This window comes from Acetivibrio sp., from assembly GCF_035371925.1.
Lineage (GTDB): Bacteria > Bacillota > Clostridia > Acetivibrionales > Acetivibrionaceae > Hungateiclostridium.
This window is the reverse complement of record NZ_DAORXT010000010.1, coordinates 32,192-48,786: the sequence shown is the minus strand read 5'-3', so window position 1 is coordinate 48,786 and position 16,595 is coordinate 32,192. Positions and strand designations below refer to the sequence as shown.

Genomic DNA, 16,595 nt, shown 5'->3' with positions numbered 1-16,595 from the left:
AATCTAAGAATGAGTGAGAAAATGAAAGAAAAGCGAAGATTTATTAAGGAGGTGACCGGTTTTATTTCTTTATTGAAAAGATACTGGCTCAATATCTTAATTTAAATTTATCATTTTTATTTTAAATTTATCAGTTTTATTGTAGGAGGAAAAGGTAATGAAAAGATTTGTTGTGTTATCAATTGCATTAATAATGATATCAACATTATTAATGGTGCCCGGCGTTAAGTCATCTGCAGAAGTGTCATACGTTGATTTGGCGGAACCGGATGACGACTGGTTGCATGTAGAGGGCACAAATATAGTTGACAAGTACGGCAATAAAGTTTGGATAACTGGAGCCAACTGGTTTGGATTTAATTGTAGAGAGAGAATGCTTTTGGATTCATACCATAGTGATATTATTGCAGATATTGAGATGGTTGCGGATAAGGGTATAAATGTAGTTAGAATGCCGATTGCAACAGATTTGCTCTATGCATGGAGTCAGGGCATATATCCGCCTTCAACCGATACAAGCTACAACAATCCTGCATTGGCGGGTTTAAACAGCTATGAATTGTTTAATTTTATGCTGGAAAACTTCAAAAGAGTCGGAATCAAAGTTATACTTGATGTTCACAGTGCTGAGACGGACAACCAGGGACATAATTATCCTCTTTGGTACAAGGGTACTATAACGGAGGAAATATTCAAAAAAGCCTGGGTATGGGTGGCTGAGCGTTACAAAAATGATGATACGATAATAGGCTTTGACCTTAAAAATGAGCCCCATACCAATACCGGTACTATGAAAATGAAGTCCGAAAGTGCCATATGGGATGATTCGAATCATCCGAACAACTGGAAAAGAGTAGCTCAGGAAACTGCCTTGGCAATTTTGGATGTACATCCGAATGTATTGATATTTGTTGAAGGTGTGGAGATGTATCCCAAAGACGGTATATGGGATGATGAAGCCTTCGACACAAGCCCTTGGACAGGAAAAAATGACTACTACGGCAACTGGTGGGGCGGTAATTTAAGAGGTGTAAAGGATTATCCGATTAATCTTGGAAAATACCAGTCCCAGCTTGTTTACTCGCCTCATGATTACGGTCCGTTGGTTTATGAGCAGGAATGGTTTAAAGGTCCTTTTGTTACCGCCGATGATAAAGAGGCAAAAAGAATTCTGTATGAAGAATGCTGGAGAGACAACTGGGCATTTATAATGGAAGATGGAATATCTCCATTATTGCTTGGCGAATGGGGAGGTCTGACCGAAGGCGGCGATAAACTTCTTGACCTCAACTTAAAGTATCTGAGGTCCATTAGGGATTATATATTGGAGAACAAATTCAAATTGCATCATACCTTCTGGTGCATAAACATTGACTCGGCAGACACCGGCGGACTCTTTACCCGTGATGAAGGAACACCGTTCCCGGGTGGAAGAGACCTTAAGTGGAATGACAACAAGTATGACAATTACTTGTATCCTGTTTTGTGGAAAACCGATGACGGTAAGTTTATAGGTTTGGACCACAAGATTCCTCTTGGCAAAAACGGTATTTCAATTAGCCAGCTTTCGGACAATCCGACAATAAAACCTACTTCAAATCCTCCTGTCACAACTACTCCAACAGCGTCATCTCCGACACCGACGGATGATATAGTGTATGGAGACGTGAACAGTGACGGAAAAGTTAACTCAAGTGATGTGGCATTGTTAAGGAGATATTTGATAGGCTCGGTTAAAGACATTAACGAGCAAGCGGCAGATGTAAACTTAAGCGGAAATGTAAACTCAACAGATTTAACAATTCTCAGAAGATATATTTTGCGTAGCATAAATAAGCTTCCGTATAAATAGGACAGTATCGGACAAAAAACAAGTAGGATATTCAAGGACTTTGGCTGCCGGCTAAGGTCCTTGACTTTTAAGGGTGAAGACATGACAAAGATATTGATTGTTGAAGATGATAAAAACATTGTAAGCAATTTAACCGAATACTTGCGCGATGAAGGCTTTGATATTGATTCTGCCGGCGGACAGAATGAGGCAATTTGCAAGATGGGTGCAAACAAATATGATCTGATTCTTGTGGACATATCCCTAGAGGATGGCAATGGCTTTGCAGTATGTGCTGCAGCACGGGAAAACGACGATATTCCCGTTATCTTTTTATCGGCTTCGGATGATGAGTACAGCATTGTTACCGGCCTGGACATAGGGGCCGATGATTATATTGTAAAGCCTTTTCGCCCAAGGGAGCTTTTGTCCCGAATCCGAAAAGCCTTAAGATTGAGGGGCAAAACAGGTAATGTAATAGAGCTTGATAATGTTCGTGTTGACACAGTCCGGGGGATTGTAACCAAAAACGGATCGGAAATTTTCCTTTCTGCCCTTGAGTATCGCCTCCTTCTTGTTTTTTTAAATAATAAGGGGGCTGTTCTGTCCAGAAACAGACTTCTGGAAGAAATCTGGAATATTGCCGGTGAATATGTGAACGATAATACCCTGACGGTATATATAAAGCGTTTGAGGGAAAAAATAGAAGATGATCCGCAAAATCCAACCTTTATAAAGACTGTTCGGGGACTGGGATATAAGGTTGGTGATTAGAGTGCATTTTCTAAGAAATCCTGAAATTAAAAAAGGCCTTCTGATTTTTATTGGTTTATCGGTGCTGTCAACAGGCGTAAGTTTTTTATTTGATAAAAGTTTGGGTTTTTTTGCTTTGGGTCTTTGTATAGTGTTTACTTTGACCCATTTTATTTTGACATATCAAAGATACCTGAAAATTGCGCATTTTACCCATGAGATTGACAGGGTTCTTCATGGGGCGGAGTCCATAAACTTCAGCAAGTTTTCGGAAGGAGAGCTTGCAATTTTGGAAAGCGAAATATCAAAGCTCACCATAAGGCTTCGTGAACAGGCTGAAGCTTTAAAAAAGGATAAAGCTTTTCTTGCCGATTCCATTGCCGATATTTCACATCAAATCAGGACACCGCTTACGTCAATCAATATACTGGTTTCGCTGCTGTCAAAGCCAAAGCTTTCCGATGAACGAAGGATAGAAATAGCCAAGGAACTGGAGCTGATGCTTGTGAGGATAGATTGGCTCATTACGGCACTTCTTAAAATGTCCAGAATTGATGCGGGAGTGGTCAGCTTTCAGCAAAAAAAGGTGTCGGTGTCAGAGCTTGTAAAGCGCGCCATAGAGCCGATAGCCATACCTATGGAGCTTAGAGGGCAGCAGATTGATATTTTGATGGAGGGTGGCGAAACCTTTATTGGGGATTTGTCATGGTCCGTTGAAGCTATAGGGAACATTTTGAAAAACTGTATGGAACATACTCCTGACGGCGGGAGGATAGTGGTAAAAGCGTGTGAAAATGCTGTTTATACCGAAATTGAAATTACGGACAATGGACCTGGTATAGACAAGGAAGATTTGCCGCATCTTTTTGAAAGATTTTATAAAGGAAAGAATTCCAGTAAACAGAGTATTGGTATAGGACTTGCCTTGGCCCGAATGATAATAACAAGTCAAAACGGTATAATTAAGGCACAAAACAGCCGTGACGGCGGTGCAAGATTTACGGTGAGGTTTTATAAGGGAGTTGTGTGATGCTTTTTTGTTTTAAGTGACGTTTTTGTTATTTTGAAGTCACCTTCCTGTCACATTGACAGCCTATAATTAAAGCATAAACTAAATTTTTAGGAGATTGATGGAGCTATGGAAATATTGAGGGTTGAAAATTTGACAAAAACCTATGGCACCGGAGAAAACATGGTCAGGGCTTTGGACGGTGTCACATTCTCGGTTGAAAAGGGAGAATTTATTGCAATTATCGGACCGTCCGGTTCGGGCAAGTCAACACTTTTGCACATTTTGGGCGGGGTGGACAAGCCTACGAGCGGCAAAGTTTTTATGGACGGCAAGGATGTTTATGCTCAAAATGACGAGCAGCTTGCAATTTTCCGCCGCCGGCAGGTAGGGCTTATATATCAGTTTTATAACCTTATTCCTGTGCTAAACGTAGTAGAGAATATTACACTTCCGGTACTTATGGACGGAAGGAAAGTGAACAACGAGCGGTTGGAAGAACTGATTAGTACCTTGAATCTAAAGGGAAGGGAGAATCATTTGCCCAATCAGCTGTCCGGAGGACAGCAGCAGCGTGTATCCATTGGCAGGGCATTGATAAATGCTCCTTCGGTGGTGCTTGCGGACGAACCTACAGGAAACTTAGATTCGAAAAACAGCCAGGAAATTGTGGAACTTTTAAAGCTCTCCAATAAAAAATACAATCAAACCTTGATTGTCATAACCCATGATGAAAATATTGCATTGCAGGCAAACCGGATTATTGCCATTGAGGACGGAAAGATTATTCGTGATGAGGTGATACGTAAATGAACATTTTTTACAAGCTGACGCTAAAAATACTTGGCAAAAATAAAGTAAGAACCCTTGTCACAATCATTGGAATTATTCTGTCCGCATCAATGATTACGGCTGTTACCAGCTGTATATCAAGCCTTCAGGACTTTTTGGTGGATATGGTTATTGCGCAGGATGGAGACTGGCATGGCGCAGTATTTGATGTGAGTAGAGAACAGATTAATGACTTGCTGGAAGATAAAGAAGTCAAATCGTTAGTATGGCTCCAAAAAATTGGGTATGCAATGCTGGAGGGCTCTCAGAACGAATATAAGCCATATTTGCTTGTGGGAGCGATGGGAAGAGGATTTAAGGAGTCAATGCCTGTTTATTTGACAGAAGGAAGAATGCCGGAGAGCGGGTCAGAGATTATCCTGCCGAAGCATGTGGAAACCAACGGCGGAGTGAAATTTAAAATTGGAGATACTCTGGTCCTTTCTATTGGAGACAGGATTTCCGACGGTTTTAAGCTCAACCAGAACAATGCCTTTTTGCACGAGAAAGACGGCGGTGATACAGAAGAATTAATAATCAGGGAGCAGCGTACTTTCACTGTAGTAGGTTTTTATGAGCGCCCGGGATTTGAGCCCTATATTGCACCAGGATATACTGCTTTGACAATAGAAAGTGGCTCGGGTGTTGGTGATTATGATTATGATGCCTATATAAAATTAAAGAAAATGGGAAATATTACAGGCTTTCTGGATGAGAGATTTCAAGGCCATGCGCGAAGAATCAACGATGATCTTTTAGAGTTTAGCGGAGTTATAAATAACGGATCCTTTAGGTCAGTGCTATACGGGCTTGCAGGGATATTAATTGCTCTTATAATGTTCGGTTCCATTCTTCTTATATACAATGCTTTTTCCATATCAGTAAGTGAACGTACCAAGCAGTTTGGGCTTTTGGCATCTATCGGTGCAACCAGGCGTCAGATGCTTAAAAGTGTATTGTTTGAGGCTTGCTTCTTAAGTCTTATAGGTATACCATTCGGACTGTTGGCTGGAGTTTTGGGAATAGGGATAACGCTAAAGTTGACAGAAGATTTGTTTGTGTCTTTTTTAAACGTGGGTTACGGTGTTGTGCTTGACCTTGATGTGTCATTGGCAGCTGTTGTTGTTGCTGTGGTGGTTGGCTTTGTTACTGTGTTGATTTCCGCATATCTTCCTGCAAGACGCGCGTTAAAAATATCGCCCATTGATGCCATCAGGCAGACAAACGACATTAAAATTAAAGCCAAAAAGGTCAAAACCTCAAAGCTTACCTATAAGCTCTTTGGATTTGAAGGTATGATTGCAAGCAAGAATTTCAAACGCAACAGGAAAAAGTACCGTACCACAGTGGTTTCGCTTTTTATGAGTGTTGTGCTGTTTATATCGGCAAGCAGCTTCTGTGCATATCTTACCGAAGCTTCCCATTCGGTTGTTGACGATTCCGGATATGATATAATATATACCTTTACAACGGACATGAGAGAAAAATACTCTTTGGATGAATTGTACGAGGAACTTGCGAAAGTAAGTGGTGTTATTGATAGCAGCTATGGATATACAAATTACGGCGTTAATGAATATGCACGAATATCAACTGAATCATTAAACAGGGAGTATGTGGATTTTTGCAACAAAATATTCGGAGAAAACCATATAGACATGGACTCGGGATATTACGTTATTCCTATCGTGATATCCTTTATTGACGACGCAACATATGAAGAGTACCTTAAGCAAAATTCCATTGTCAGTGAAACGAATAGTAATCCCGATATGCCGGGAGCTGTTTTGGTGGACTTTGTAAAAATTTATGCTGAAGGGAAATTTTATACTTTCAATGTGTTTGACAAAAAAGCAGAGGATATTAGGATAGAAAAGTTGGAAGACAGAGAGGCTGTAAATGGCGAAAAGCTTAATATCATTGCTGTTACCGACAATACACCCCTGGGGGTATACCGTAATTCATCCAATATTTTGACTTTAATATATCCCTTTAGCGCAATTTCCGAAGTATCAGGAGAAGAAAAAAGTGATGTAGATGTTGTGATGTATTTTAAGGCAAAAGACCATAGGGCGGTTTTTGACAGAATATACCGTGTTTTGGATGAGAAAAAACTTCCGACAGTCAACTTGTTTGATTATGCAGAAGTAAAAGAGTCAAGCCGGGCATTGGTTACTGTCGTCAATGTCTTTTCCTACGGATTTATCGTTTTAATATCCCTGATAGCCCTGGCCAATGTGTTTAACACCATTTCGACGAATTTTTCGCTTCGCCGCCGCGAGTTTGCAATGTTAAAGTCCATTGGCATGACAGAAAAGGGATTTAACAAGATGATGAATTATGAGTGCCTTCTGTATGGAATAAAAGGGCTCATGTACGGTATTCCCGTATCCATCGGCGTAACTTACCTTATTTATCGAAGTATTATCGAGGGATGGGAAACAAAATTCTTTATTCCGTGGTACAGTATCGTGATTACTGTTGGAAGTGTATTTATAGTGGTGTTTTCAACAATGCTGTATTCCATGAGCAAAATAAAGAAGGATAATCCCATTGATGCCCTGAGAAACGAAAATTTATAGAAGCATTTAGTGCGATGGATATTAAATACGCCTTATTTTTCGAATTTTTCCGGCAACTTAAAGTCCAGTCTTGAAAAAGGCTGGATTTTTTTTATCTTTTGAATCGTCAAATATAGCATATATTATAGTTGTTGTGATATAATCCTTATGAATTTTATTGTCAAGAAAATACTTATTATTAGCTTGAATTGGGGGTTGTTTATGATAAAGCAGGTACCTTTACAAGAGCTTAATATGCGTATGGAACGGTTCCGTACGATGATGAGTCAATATAATCCCGAATGGGAAATGGCAGTGATATTCAGTAAAATTAATATGTATTATTTTACTGGAACAATGCAGGAGGGTATGCTTTTAATTCCCCGGGATGATGAAGCGGTATTGTGGGTTCGCAGAAGTTTTGAAAGAGCGGAGGACGAATCGCTGTTTCCTTTAATTAGGCCTATGAACAGCTATAGGGATGCAGTGGGCTGTTACAAAAATTTGCCGGATGCAATTTATCTTGAAACAGAGTTTGTTCCCCTTGCGATGTTTCAGAGGTTTCAAAAATATTTTCCCTTTAAGAACTTTAAGCCTTTGGATATGATAATTGCTAAATTAAGATCGGTAAAAAGTAATTATGAATTGGAAATGATCAAGAGAGCCGGAGAAGTCCACAGGATAGTGCTGGAGGAACGGGTACCGGAAATTCTTGAAGAAGGAATGAGTGAGGCTGAGCTTGCAACAAGGCTTTTTTCAGTAATGGTTGAGGAAGGGCACCAAGGGATATCCCGTTTTTCAATGCTTGATACCGAAATGGTCATAGGGCATATCTGTTTTGGAGAAAGCTCCATTTATCCGACATACTTCAACGGCCCGGGAGGATGCTACGGACTTAGCCCTGCGGCACCGCTTTTGGGAAGCCGTGAACGCAAGCTCAAAAAGGGTGATCTGGTATTTATTGATATGGGCTGTGGGGTCGATGGTTATCATACCGACAAGACCATGACATATATGTTTGGCTCTCCGCTTACCGAAGAGGCTGTTGAGGAGCATAAAAAGTGTGTCGACATTCAGAATAAAATTGCATCAATGCTAAAGCCCGGTGCAATACCTGCGTGTATTTACAAGGATATAATGGACAGTCTTGATGCAAAGTTTCAAGAAAACTTCATGGGTTTTGGAAGGCGAAAGGTAAAGTTTTTAGGTCACGGAATCGGATTGCAGGTGGATGAAATGCCTGTTATTGCCGAGGGCTTTAATGAACCGCTGAAGGAGGGCATGGTACTGGCTTTAGAGCCGAAGAAAGGTATTGAAAACATTGGAATGGTGGGAATTGAAAATACTTTTATAGTGACTGCAGAAGGTGGAAAATGCATAACAGGAGAAAGCCCGGGATTGATACCGGTGTATTAACCGGATATTGTTAATGAACAAGAGGGAGAATTATGGAGAAAAGTCAAAGTATATCCGATGGAATAAACCGTGTTTCATATACTCTTACCCGAAGCCGTAGGAAGACTGTGGGGATAAGGGTGACTGAAAATGGTGAGGTGAAGGTGTCTGCTCCTTTGAATATTTCAGACAAGCAACTAAAAGATATAATGTTGAAAAAGATGTCATGGATTGTAAAAAAGCAGGAGGAGCTAAAAAAACTATATAAAGAATCTTGTATTGACAAAAAGTTTGTGGACGGAGACACTTTTTTATATCTTGGAAAGGAATACACTTTAAAGATTGTGAAAGGTGTGCTGCCTGAAAGGGTTACTTTTGAGGGAAGTCATATTGTTGTTGCGATAGATGAGAGAAAGATTTCTAGTAATGAAGCCGAATGCGTAAGAAGTGTTTTGAAAAAGTTTTATGTTAATAAATTTATTGAAATTTCAAAGGAACGGATAGATTTTTTTGCACCTCAAATAGGTGTCTGTCCCCGGAAGGTTACCGTCAGAGATCAAAAGACACGGTGGGGAAGCTGCAGCATCAAGGGAAATATCAGTCTTAATTGGAGACTGATTATGGCTCCGATGGAAGTTGTAGATTATGTTATTGTGCATGAGCTCTGTCATATGAAAGAAATGAACCATTCAAAGAATTACTGGAATCTTGTAAAATCCATAATTCCTGACTTTGACTTGAGCCGCAAGTGGCTGAAAGCGAACGGGCATCGTTTGGCAATATAGTTTTTGGGTGATAATGAAGTAAATTAAGCAAATATTCGCATATATGCTTTGAAATTCTAACGTGTGAATGATAAAATAGAAATATAAGATGTATTTTTCAATTTAGTGCAAATCAATATATTTATCGAAGTAATACCGTTTTAGCATCTGTCTTTCCAATACCTACTCAAAATAAAAATTAAATTTTAAATATTTAAATAAAACAAGGGGGAGATTTAATTGAAGAAAATTATCGCATTTTTACTGACATTTGCGGTGCTGCTTGCCGTAGCAATTCCGCAGGGTATGATTACCTTTGCAGCGGATTTCAATTACGGTGAAGCACTACAAAAAGCAATTATGTTTTATGAGTTCCAGCGTTCGGGAAAACTTCCCGAAAACACGAGAAACAACTGGCGTGGAGACTCAGCTCTTAATGACGGCGCAGACAATGGCTTAGACCTTACTGGCGGTTGGTATGATGCCGGTGACCATGTAAAGTTCAACCTTCCGATGGCCTATGCTGTTACCATGCTGGCGTGGAGCGTTTATGAGTCTAGGGATGCATATGTGAAGAGCGGCCAGCTTCCTTACATACTGGACAATATTAAATGGGCTACCGACTACTTTATTAAATGCCATCCAAGTCCGAATGTGTATTATTATCAGGTGGGAGACGGTGCAATAGACCATTCCTGGTGGGGACCTGCCGAAGTAATGCAGATGCAAAGACCGTCCTTCAAAGTGGATTTGTCAAATCCGGGTTCAACTGTTGTTGCTGAGACAGCAGCAGCTATGGCTGCATCATCAATAGTTTTCAAGCCCACTGATCCCCAATATGCAGCCACACTTTTAAAGCATGCGAAAGAGCTCTTTGATTTTGCCGATACTACAAGAAGTGATAAAGGATATAAGGCGGCAGAAGGATACTACTCATCCCACAGCGGTTTTTATGACGAACTCACTTGGGCAAGTATATGGCTGTATCTGGCAACAGGCGATGAGGCTTATATTCAGAAAGCAGAATCTTACGAACCTCATTGGGAAAGAGAAAGAGGTACAACATTTATAACTTATTCCTGGGCTCATTGCTGGGATAACAAGTTGTACGGTTCATTGCTTTTATTGGCAAGAATTACAGGCAATTCTTACTACAAGCAATGTATTGAAAACCACCTTGACTATTGGACTGTAGGCTTTAACGGAAGCAAAATTCAATATACTCCGAAAGGTCTTGCATATCTTGACAGGTGGGGTTCACTGAGGTATGCAACTACTGAGGCGTTCCTCGCCAGTGTGTATGCAGACTGGTCCGGAAGTGACCCGGCAAAGGCTGCTATATACAAGGAATTTGCCAAAAAACAGGTGGATTATGCATTGGGAAGTACAGGAAGAAGCTTTGTGGTGGGCTTTGGAAAAAATCCGCCGAGGAATCCTCATCACAGGACAGCACATAGCTCATGGAGTGCATTGATGACTGAACCGGATGAATGCAGACATATTCTGGTGGGTGCATTGGTTGGCGGACCAAGCAGTGGAGATGAATATGTGGACAGACTGGATGATTTTCAGTGCAATGAGGTAGCCAATGACTATAATGCAGGTTTTGTAGGCGCTCTTGCAAAAATGTATGAAAAGTATGGCGGAGAACCGATTCCGAATTTTGTTGCATTTGAAACACCGGGAGAAGAATTTTATGTTGAAGCTGCGGTAAATGCTGCAGGACCCGGTTTTGTAAATATCAAGACTTCAATAATCAACAAGTCAGGTTGGCCGGCAAGAGGCTCCGACAAGTTGTCTGCCAAGTATTTTGTTGATATTTCCGAATCAGTTGAGAAGGGCATTACTCTAGATCAAATTACCGTGGGCTCGACTACCAATGGCGGAGCTAAGGTTTCACAGCTTCTTCCATGGGATCCCGATAATCATATTTACTATGTAAACATAGACTTTACCGGTATAAATATATTCCCCGGAGGAATAAACGATTATAAGAGGGATGTATATTTCACAATTACAGCACCGTATGGAGAGGGCAACTGGGATAATACCAACGACTTCTCCTTCCAGGGAATCGAGCAGGGCTTTACAAGCAAAAAGACTGAATACATACCGCTTTATGACGGTAATGTGAGAGTTTGGGGTAAAGTGCCGCCCGGAGGCTCGGAGCCTGAACCGACACCGACTGCAACTATCAAGCCTACTCCGTCTCCAACATCTGCACCTGAAGTAATGCTCGGGGATGTGAACTTGGACGGAAAAGTAACTTCTACGGATTATACCTACTTAAAGAGATATGTGGTAAAGAGTATAGTAATATCAGATCCCGAAAAGCAGGCAAAGTTTATGGTGGCAGCGGATTTAAACGGCGACGGAAAGGTAAACTCCACGGATTTGACTATTCTCAACAGGTACATATTGAAAATTATTAAAGAATTTCCGGTTCAAAAATAGCTTGATTTGATATTGAATGAAAATTGTAAAGCTGCTGCGAAGGTATTATTTTGCAGCAGCTTTTATTTGGCCTCTTGGAATGAAATGAAAGAGGCAAAAGCGAAGGGACTCGATGTTCCGAGCTTTTAATATTTATTACCAATATTGCCAAACCACATATATTATTGTTAAAATAAAATAGTAGAACAAGGTAATGTATGGCCCCTATAAAAGGTGTGTCAAACTGTATAAAGAGGAACGATACGGGGGAATTATGCTAAAAAGAAGCTTTGCAATTGGAGCTCTAACTGACATAGGAAACGTTAAGAAGACCAATGAGGATAATATTCTTGTAAAAGTTGGAGATGAAAAAAACGGGAGTTTGGTCTTTTCTTGGTGGCCGACGGAATGGGAGGACTTGCTGCGGGAGATGTGGCAAGCAGTATTATTGTAAATGAATTCAGCTTGTGGTGGGAGCAGCAGCTGCCCAACATTTTTCAACTGGATGAACAGGATGTTTTGACCGCTTTAAGCTATGAGCTTGACAGGCTTATACGGGATATAAACCAAAAAATTATTTCTTTTGGATTGTCAATCAATGCCAAGGTTGGTTCTACTCTGACCATGCTTTTTATCTATCAAGACAAATACATTATAAAGCATGTGGGAGACAGCAGAATATATAGAATTAACAGTTCCATAACCAAGCTTACAGAAGACCATTCATGGGTTGCCCAGCAGGTAAGAGAAAGAAAAATGAAGGAAGAGGAAGCAAAAAATCATCCGAAGAGGAACATACTTACCAGGTGCCTTGGGGTTGTGGAAGATGTGAAGATATTTGATGCCTTTGGTGATATTGCGTCCGATGACGGTTTTTTAGTTTGCAGTGACGGATTTCACAACTATCTTGATGAAGATGAAATATATAATTCCTTGTCTTCTTGCCAAAAAGAAGATGCTGACATTCAAAAGACCCTAGGAAGTCTTCTGGAGAAAGTGAAACTCAGAGGTGCTGCGGACAATATTTCGGCTGTTGCGGTATGTCAGCATTTATATAGAGATTACAGTGACAGTATACTAAGTATTAAAGGAATAATTAACAGGATAACGGGTAATTTTATTGGGTGGTGAGGTACAATAGTAATAAGATGGATTGAAATGGCAGTTCTTGTACTGGCTGCTCTGATAAGTGACATTCGTCACTACAAGATAAAAAACAGACTAACTTTTTCTTTTATGCTCATCGGGCTTGCAACCAATCTGATTTTGGAAGGAATATCGGGACTTATTAAATCTTTACTTGGTATTGCTGTTCCCTTTTTATTGTTATTTGTATTATATGCCTTAAGGATGCTGGGGGCTGGAGATATTAAGCTCTTTAGTGCAATTGGAGCTGTTTTGGGCTTTAAAGCGGCCCTTTGGATAATGGCCTATTCCTTTCTGGCAGGAGGCGTAATTGCCTTAATCATTGTTATTGTCAATCGCAACGGGAAAGAAAGGTTGTTTAATATATTTAATTACTTGAAAAATGTATTTCTTACATTCAATATACAACCGTATACGAATTTTGAGGACAAGGGGAGCAAAGCGGTTTTTAGGATGGCATATGCAATATCATGCGGGGTTATAATATTCTTTGTTGAAGTAATGCTTGGTATGAAGTAGAATAGATAATAAGTATATTATTTTGTGTTAAGGATGAATATTTTATGGGAAAAACAACGGATGATATATTGGCTAAAATAGGATGCAAAAACACAAAATCAAGAAAAGCAGTTGTTGAGATTCTTCAAAGCGCAGAGAATCCCCTTTCTGCTGAAGATATATTTTTTGCTGTAAAAAAACAGGGCTCGTCTGTCAACCTGTCTACTGTTTACAGAACCCTTGACCTTATGGAAAGCAAGTCTCTTGTAAACAAAATTGTCATGGGAGACGGCAAAGCAAGGTATGAGCTTACAGTGGACGGTCATCGCCATCATCTGGTGTGTACAAATTGTCATAAATCGGTGCCGATAGATTTTTGTCCTTTGGAAAAGATGGAAAAGGATATCGGTATGCGAAATGATTTTGACATAACCGGTCATAAGCTTGAAATCTACGGAATCTGTCCCAAATGCAAAAAAGAATAGTTCAAATAGAAGTGCTTGACTGGGCTAAAGCACCCGATATATAATCATATTAAATGCAAATGATTTGCATTTGAAATAATATGCTTAAAATATAGTTTGTATGGATATAATTAACTGTAAGCAAATCGGCTATGACAAGACTAATGCGGGAGGACGCTTTTTTTATGAGAAGAAGGATAAAATGGGTTGCTTTGATGATTTTATGTCTGGCATTTCTTATTACAGGCTGCTTTGACAGTTCAAATGTAAAAACCCGTGGGGACAATGACAAAATCAATGTGTATGCCAGTTTCTATACCATGTATGATTTTGCAAAGAAAATTGGCGGCGACAGGATTAACCTTACCAATATTATGCCGGCAGGGACGGAGCCCCATCATTGGGAACCGTCACCGAAGGATATTCTAGAGATTGGAAAGGCCGATGTTTTTGTGTATAATGGGGCAGGTATGGAGCCATGGGTGGAAAAGGTGCTTGGTTCTATAAATAATAAAAGTCTTCTGGTGGTTGAAACGTCAAAAAATATTGAGCTCATTTCAGGAAGCCACTATCATGATGAAGATCATGACGGAGAAGATGAGGATAAAGAAGGTCATAGTCATGAGGATACTGAGTACGATCCTCATGTGTGGTTAAGCCCTAAAAATGCAAAGAAGCAAATGGAAGCAATAAAGGATGCTTTTGTAAAGGCGGACCCTGAAAACAGTGAGTATTATGAAAAGAACTTCAAAGACAACGCTGAAAAGCTTGACATTCTTGATAAGGAATTTAGAGAAGAATTGTCAAAGTGCTCAAAAAAGGATATTGTGGTGGGACATCTGGCGTATGGATATTTATGTGAAGAATACGGGCTTAAGCAGAATGCCATAGAAGGGCTTAGCGCGGAGTCTGAGCCGACACCGGCCAGAATGGCTGAAATAGTTAAGTTTATAAAGAAAAAGGATATTAAGGTGATATTTTCGGAGAAGCTGTTGAGTCAAAAGGTACCGAATGCTATTGCCAGTGAGACTGGAGCCAAAGTAGAATTTTTAAATCCCCTTGGAGGACTTAGCCAAGAGGAGATTGATGCAGGGAAAGAATATTTTTCTGTAATGAGGGAAAATTTAGAGGCCTTAAAGAAAGCTCTTGAATAAATGCCTGATTAGAGGTTGATTTTTTATGGAAAAAGTTATTGAAGTAAACAATTTAAGCTTTGGATATGGGCAAAGGCTCATATTGGAGAATATGAGTTTTTCGGTGGAAAAAGGTGATTTTGTTGGAGTTATCGGTCCCAACGGTTCAGGAAAAAGCACCCTTGTTAAGCTGCTTTTAAAACAGATAAAGCCCATTAAAGGTGAAATCAAGCTTTTAGGACAGAATATCGAAAGGTTTAATCAGTGGAACAAGATAGGTTATGTTGCGCAAAAGGCAAGTTCCTTTAATACTAGCTTCCCGGCAACGGTGGAAGAGGTGGTAAGTGCGAATTTATTTCCCAAAATCGGACTTTTCAGAAGAATTAAAGATAAGGACAGGGAGCTTGTTTATGAAGCGCTTAAAACTGTCGGAATGGAAGACTATAAAGACCGGCTGATTGGCAATTTGTCGGGAGGACAGCAGCAAAGGGTGTTTATAGCCAGGGTTCTTGTGTCGGAGCCGGATTTGATTTTTCTAGATGAGCCTACTGTGGGAATAGATTCGGAATCCGAAGGAGCTTTGTACTGCCTTTTGGGCAGGCTGAACCAGGAAAGGGGAATGACAATAGTGATGGTCAGTCATGATATAGGGGCTATCACTGTTCATGCCAATAAAATTGCGTACGTGGGCAACAAAGGTCTCATAATGAACGAAAACACCGAAGATTTTGCGAAAAAAAGGCTAAAAGAGATATATGGATATGATGTAAACCTTCATGCCAATAAGCATTGTTGCACAAACTGTTGGAAGAAAGGAGCCATATAAATGTCCGGTATTTTTGGTGAAGACTTTATTTTAAACCTTGGATTTATGCAAAGGGCATATTTTATAGGAATACTTATAGCCATAATGGCACCTGCTATAGGTGTGATAATAGTTTTACGAAGACAGTCCATGATAGGAGATTCCCTTTCCCATACTTCTCTTGCAGGGGTGGCTTTTGGTTTGATTGCCGGCATAAATCCCATAGTGGGTGCAACTTTGTTTTCAATAACTGCAGCGCTGGGAATAGAGAAGATCAGGAGAGCTTTTCCAAAATATGCCGAGATTTCGATAGCAGTCATTATGTCTACTGGAATCGGACTTGCAGGAGTTTTGTCCGGTTATGTAAAAAGCGGCTTTTCCTTGTCTTCCTATTTGTTTGGGAGCATTATAGCAATATCAGATTTTGAGCTTATCATTATAGCGGTTTTGAGTACTGTGGTAATAGTAACTTTTGCAGCTCTATTCAAGGAGTTGTTTTTTATAACCTTTGATGAGGAAGCGGCAAGGCTTGCCGGAGTACCGGTCAAAATAATTAACTTTATTTTTGCTGTTCTTACAGCAGTGACAGTTGCAGTGTCTTCAAGAATAGTTGGGACTTTGGTTATATCCTCACTTCTGGTTCTTCCGCCTGCTTCAGCCATGCAAATAGCAAAAAGCTTCAAGCAGACAATAGTTTATTCTTTGCTGTACGGTATTTTTTCCATAGTTACCGGACTTACTCTTTCTTTTTACCTGGACATGGTTCCCGGAGGTACAATAGTACTGATAAGCGCGATTTGTCTTGTACTTACCCTTGTTTATAAAAACTTGGTTAAAGGATTGATTGTAAAAAAGACATTAACCAAGGCAAATTAAGCATCTAGTCTTATCTTTCAGATATTTGATTCTTTTTGTTAGCACTCACCTTAAATGAGTGCTAAATTTGTCTTGACAAATTTTGAGCAGTGACTG

Annotated in this window: 15 protein-coding genes; all 15 read left to right on the top strand. The window is 40.0% G+C overall.

Translation table 11 applies throughout. The features are described from left to right. The first annotated feature begins 157 nt into the window (after nt 1-157). A complete protein-coding gene (locus PLH43_RS02775) occupies nt 158-1,852 on the top strand; it encodes a cellulase family glycosylhydrolase (protein ID WP_324359845.1) in 1,695 nt (564 codons plus the stop codon). Between the two features lie 81 nt (nt 1,853-1,933). Further along, the gene (locus PLH43_RS02770; RefSeq protein WP_324359843.1) at nt 1,934-2,605 is read left to right on the top strand and encodes a response regulator transcription factor; all 672 of its coding nucleotides are present in this window, start codon (nt 1,934-1,936) and stop codon (nt 2,603-2,605) included. Continuing rightward, nucleotides 2,598-3,614 carry a HAMP domain-containing sensor histidine kinase gene (locus PLH43_RS02765; protein WP_324359841.1) on the top strand — a complete coding sequence of 339 codons (1,017 nt, stop codon included), beginning with the start codon at nt 2,598-2,600 and terminating at the stop codon, nt 3,612-3,614. Before PLH43_RS02770 ends, PLH43_RS02765 begins: the two co-directional genes overlap by 8 nt. A 108-nt stretch (nt 3,615-3,722) precedes the next feature. Further along, nucleotides 3,723-4,406 (top strand): ABC transporter ATP-binding protein, encoded by a 684-nt coding sequence (locus PLH43_RS02760; RefSeq protein WP_324359839.1) that lies wholly within the window; start codon nt 3,723-3,725, stop codon nt 4,404-4,406. Next, the gene (locus PLH43_RS02755; RefSeq protein WP_324359837.1) at nt 4,403-7,006 is read left to right on the top strand and encodes an FtsX-like permease family protein; all 2,604 of its coding nucleotides are present in this window, start codon (nt 4,403-4,405) and stop codon (nt 7,004-7,006) included. The genes PLH43_RS02760 and PLH43_RS02755 overlap by 4 nt, the downstream gene beginning before the upstream one ends. A gap of 201 nt (nt 7,007-7,207) precedes the next feature. Next, complete coding sequence (locus PLH43_RS02750) at nt 7,208-8,401, top strand: Xaa-Pro peptidase family protein (protein WP_324359835.1); 1,194 nt, start codon at nt 7,208-7,210, stop codon at nt 8,399-8,401. A 32-nt stretch (nt 8,402-8,433) separates the two neighbouring features. Beyond that, nucleotides 8,434-9,165 (top strand): SprT family zinc-dependent metalloprotease, encoded by a 732-nt coding sequence (locus PLH43_RS02745; protein WP_324359833.1) that lies wholly within the window; start codon nt 8,434-8,436, stop codon nt 9,163-9,165. Nucleotides 9,166-9,384: 219 nt separating this feature from the next. Then, nucleotides 9,385-11,598, top strand: a complete 2,214-nt coding sequence (locus tag PLH43_RS02740) for a glycoside hydrolase family 9 protein (RefSeq protein ID WP_324359832.1) — start codon at nt 9,385-9,387, stop codon at nt 11,596-11,598. A gap of 253 nt (nt 11,599-11,851) precedes the next feature. Continuing rightward, entirely contained in the window at nt 11,852-12,031 is a 180-nt protein-coding gene (locus PLH43_RS02735) for a hypothetical protein (RefSeq protein WP_324359830.1), read from the top strand. Further along, nucleotides 11,986-12,708 (top strand): serine/threonine-protein phosphatase, encoded by a 723-nt coding sequence (locus tag PLH43_RS02730; protein ID WP_324359828.1) that lies wholly within the window; start codon nt 11,986-11,988, stop codon nt 12,706-12,708. The genes PLH43_RS02735 and PLH43_RS02730 overlap by 46 nt, the downstream gene beginning before the upstream one ends. Nucleotides 12,709-12,735: 27 nt before the next feature. After that, nucleotides 12,736-13,242 carry a prepilin peptidase gene (locus tag PLH43_RS02725; protein ID WP_324359826.1) on the top strand — a complete coding sequence of 169 codons (507 nt, stop codon included), beginning with the start codon at nt 12,736-12,738 and terminating at the stop codon, nt 13,240-13,242. A 44-nt stretch (nt 13,243-13,286) separates the two neighbouring features. Then, entirely contained in the window at nt 13,287-13,706 is a 420-nt protein-coding gene (locus PLH43_RS02720; protein WP_324359825.1) for a transcriptional repressor, read from the top strand. A gap of 164 nt (nt 13,707-13,870) precedes the next feature. Beyond that, the gene (locus tag PLH43_RS02715) at nt 13,871-14,839 is read left to right on the top strand and encodes a metal ABC transporter substrate-binding protein (RefSeq protein WP_324359823.1); all 969 of its coding nucleotides are present in this window, start codon (nt 13,871-13,873) and stop codon (nt 14,837-14,839) included. A 25-nt stretch (nt 14,840-14,864) separates the two neighbouring features. Continuing rightward, nucleotides 14,865-15,644: a metal ABC transporter ATP-binding protein gene (locus PLH43_RS02710; protein ID WP_324359821.1), complete on the top strand. Its 780-nt coding sequence runs from the start codon at nt 14,865-14,867 to the stop codon at nt 15,642-15,644. Beyond that, on the top strand, nt 15,645-16,499 hold the full coding sequence (locus PLH43_RS02705) for a metal ABC transporter permease (RefSeq protein ID WP_324359819.1): 855 nt from the start codon (nt 15,645-15,647) through the stop codon (nt 16,497-16,499). The last annotated feature ends 96 nt before the right edge of the window (nt 16,500-16,595 follow it).

Excerpts from the sequence above, each read along its gene's own strand:
- PLH43_RS02750 (WP_324359835.1), top strand. The coding sequence starts at position 7,208 with ATGATAAAGCAGGTACCTTTACAAGAGCTTAATATGCGTATGGAACGG.
- PLH43_RS02760 (WP_324359839.1), top strand. The coding sequence starts at position 3,723 with ATGGAAATATTGAGGGTTGAAAATTTGACAAAAACCTATGGCACCGGA.
- PLH43_RS02720 (WP_324359825.1), top strand. The coding sequence starts at position 13,287 with ATGGGAAAAACAACGGATGATATATTGGCTAAAATAGGATGCAAAAAC.
- PLH43_RS02730 (WP_324359828.1), top strand. The coding sequence starts at position 11,986 with ATGGGAGGACTTGCTGCGGGAGATGTGGCAAGCAGTATTATTGTAAAT.
- PLH43_RS02715 (WP_324359823.1), top strand. The coding sequence starts at position 13,871 with ATGAGAAGAAGGATAAAATGGGTTGCTTTGATGATTTTATGTCTGGCA.
- PLH43_RS02710 (WP_324359821.1), top strand. The coding sequence starts at position 14,865 with ATGGAAAAAGTTATTGAAGTAAACAATTTAAGCTTTGGATATGGGCAA.
- PLH43_RS02705 (WP_324359819.1), top strand. The coding sequence starts at position 15,645 with ATGTCCGGTATTTTTGGTGAAGACTTTATTTTAAACCTTGGATTTATG.
- PLH43_RS02725 (WP_324359826.1), top strand. The coding sequence starts at position 12,736 with ATGGCAGTTCTTGTACTGGCTGCTCTGATAAGTGACATTCGTCACTAC.
- PLH43_RS02735 (WP_324359830.1), top strand. The coding sequence starts at position 11,852 with ATGCTAAAAAGAAGCTTTGCAATTGGAGCTCTAACTGACATAGGAAAC.
- PLH43_RS02745 (WP_324359833.1), top strand. The coding sequence starts at position 8,434 with ATGGAGAAAAGTCAAAGTATATCCGATGGAATAAACCGTGTTTCATAT.
- PLH43_RS02755 (WP_324359837.1), top strand. The coding sequence starts at position 4,403 with ATGAACATTTTTTACAAGCTGACGCTAAAAATACTTGGCAAAAATAAA.
- PLH43_RS02775 (WP_324359845.1), top strand. The coding sequence starts at position 158 with ATGAAAAGATTTGTTGTGTTATCAATTGCATTAATAATGATATCAACA.
- PLH43_RS02770 (WP_324359843.1), top strand. The coding sequence starts at position 1,934 with ATGACAAAGATATTGATTGTTGAAGATGATAAAAACATTGTAAGCAAT.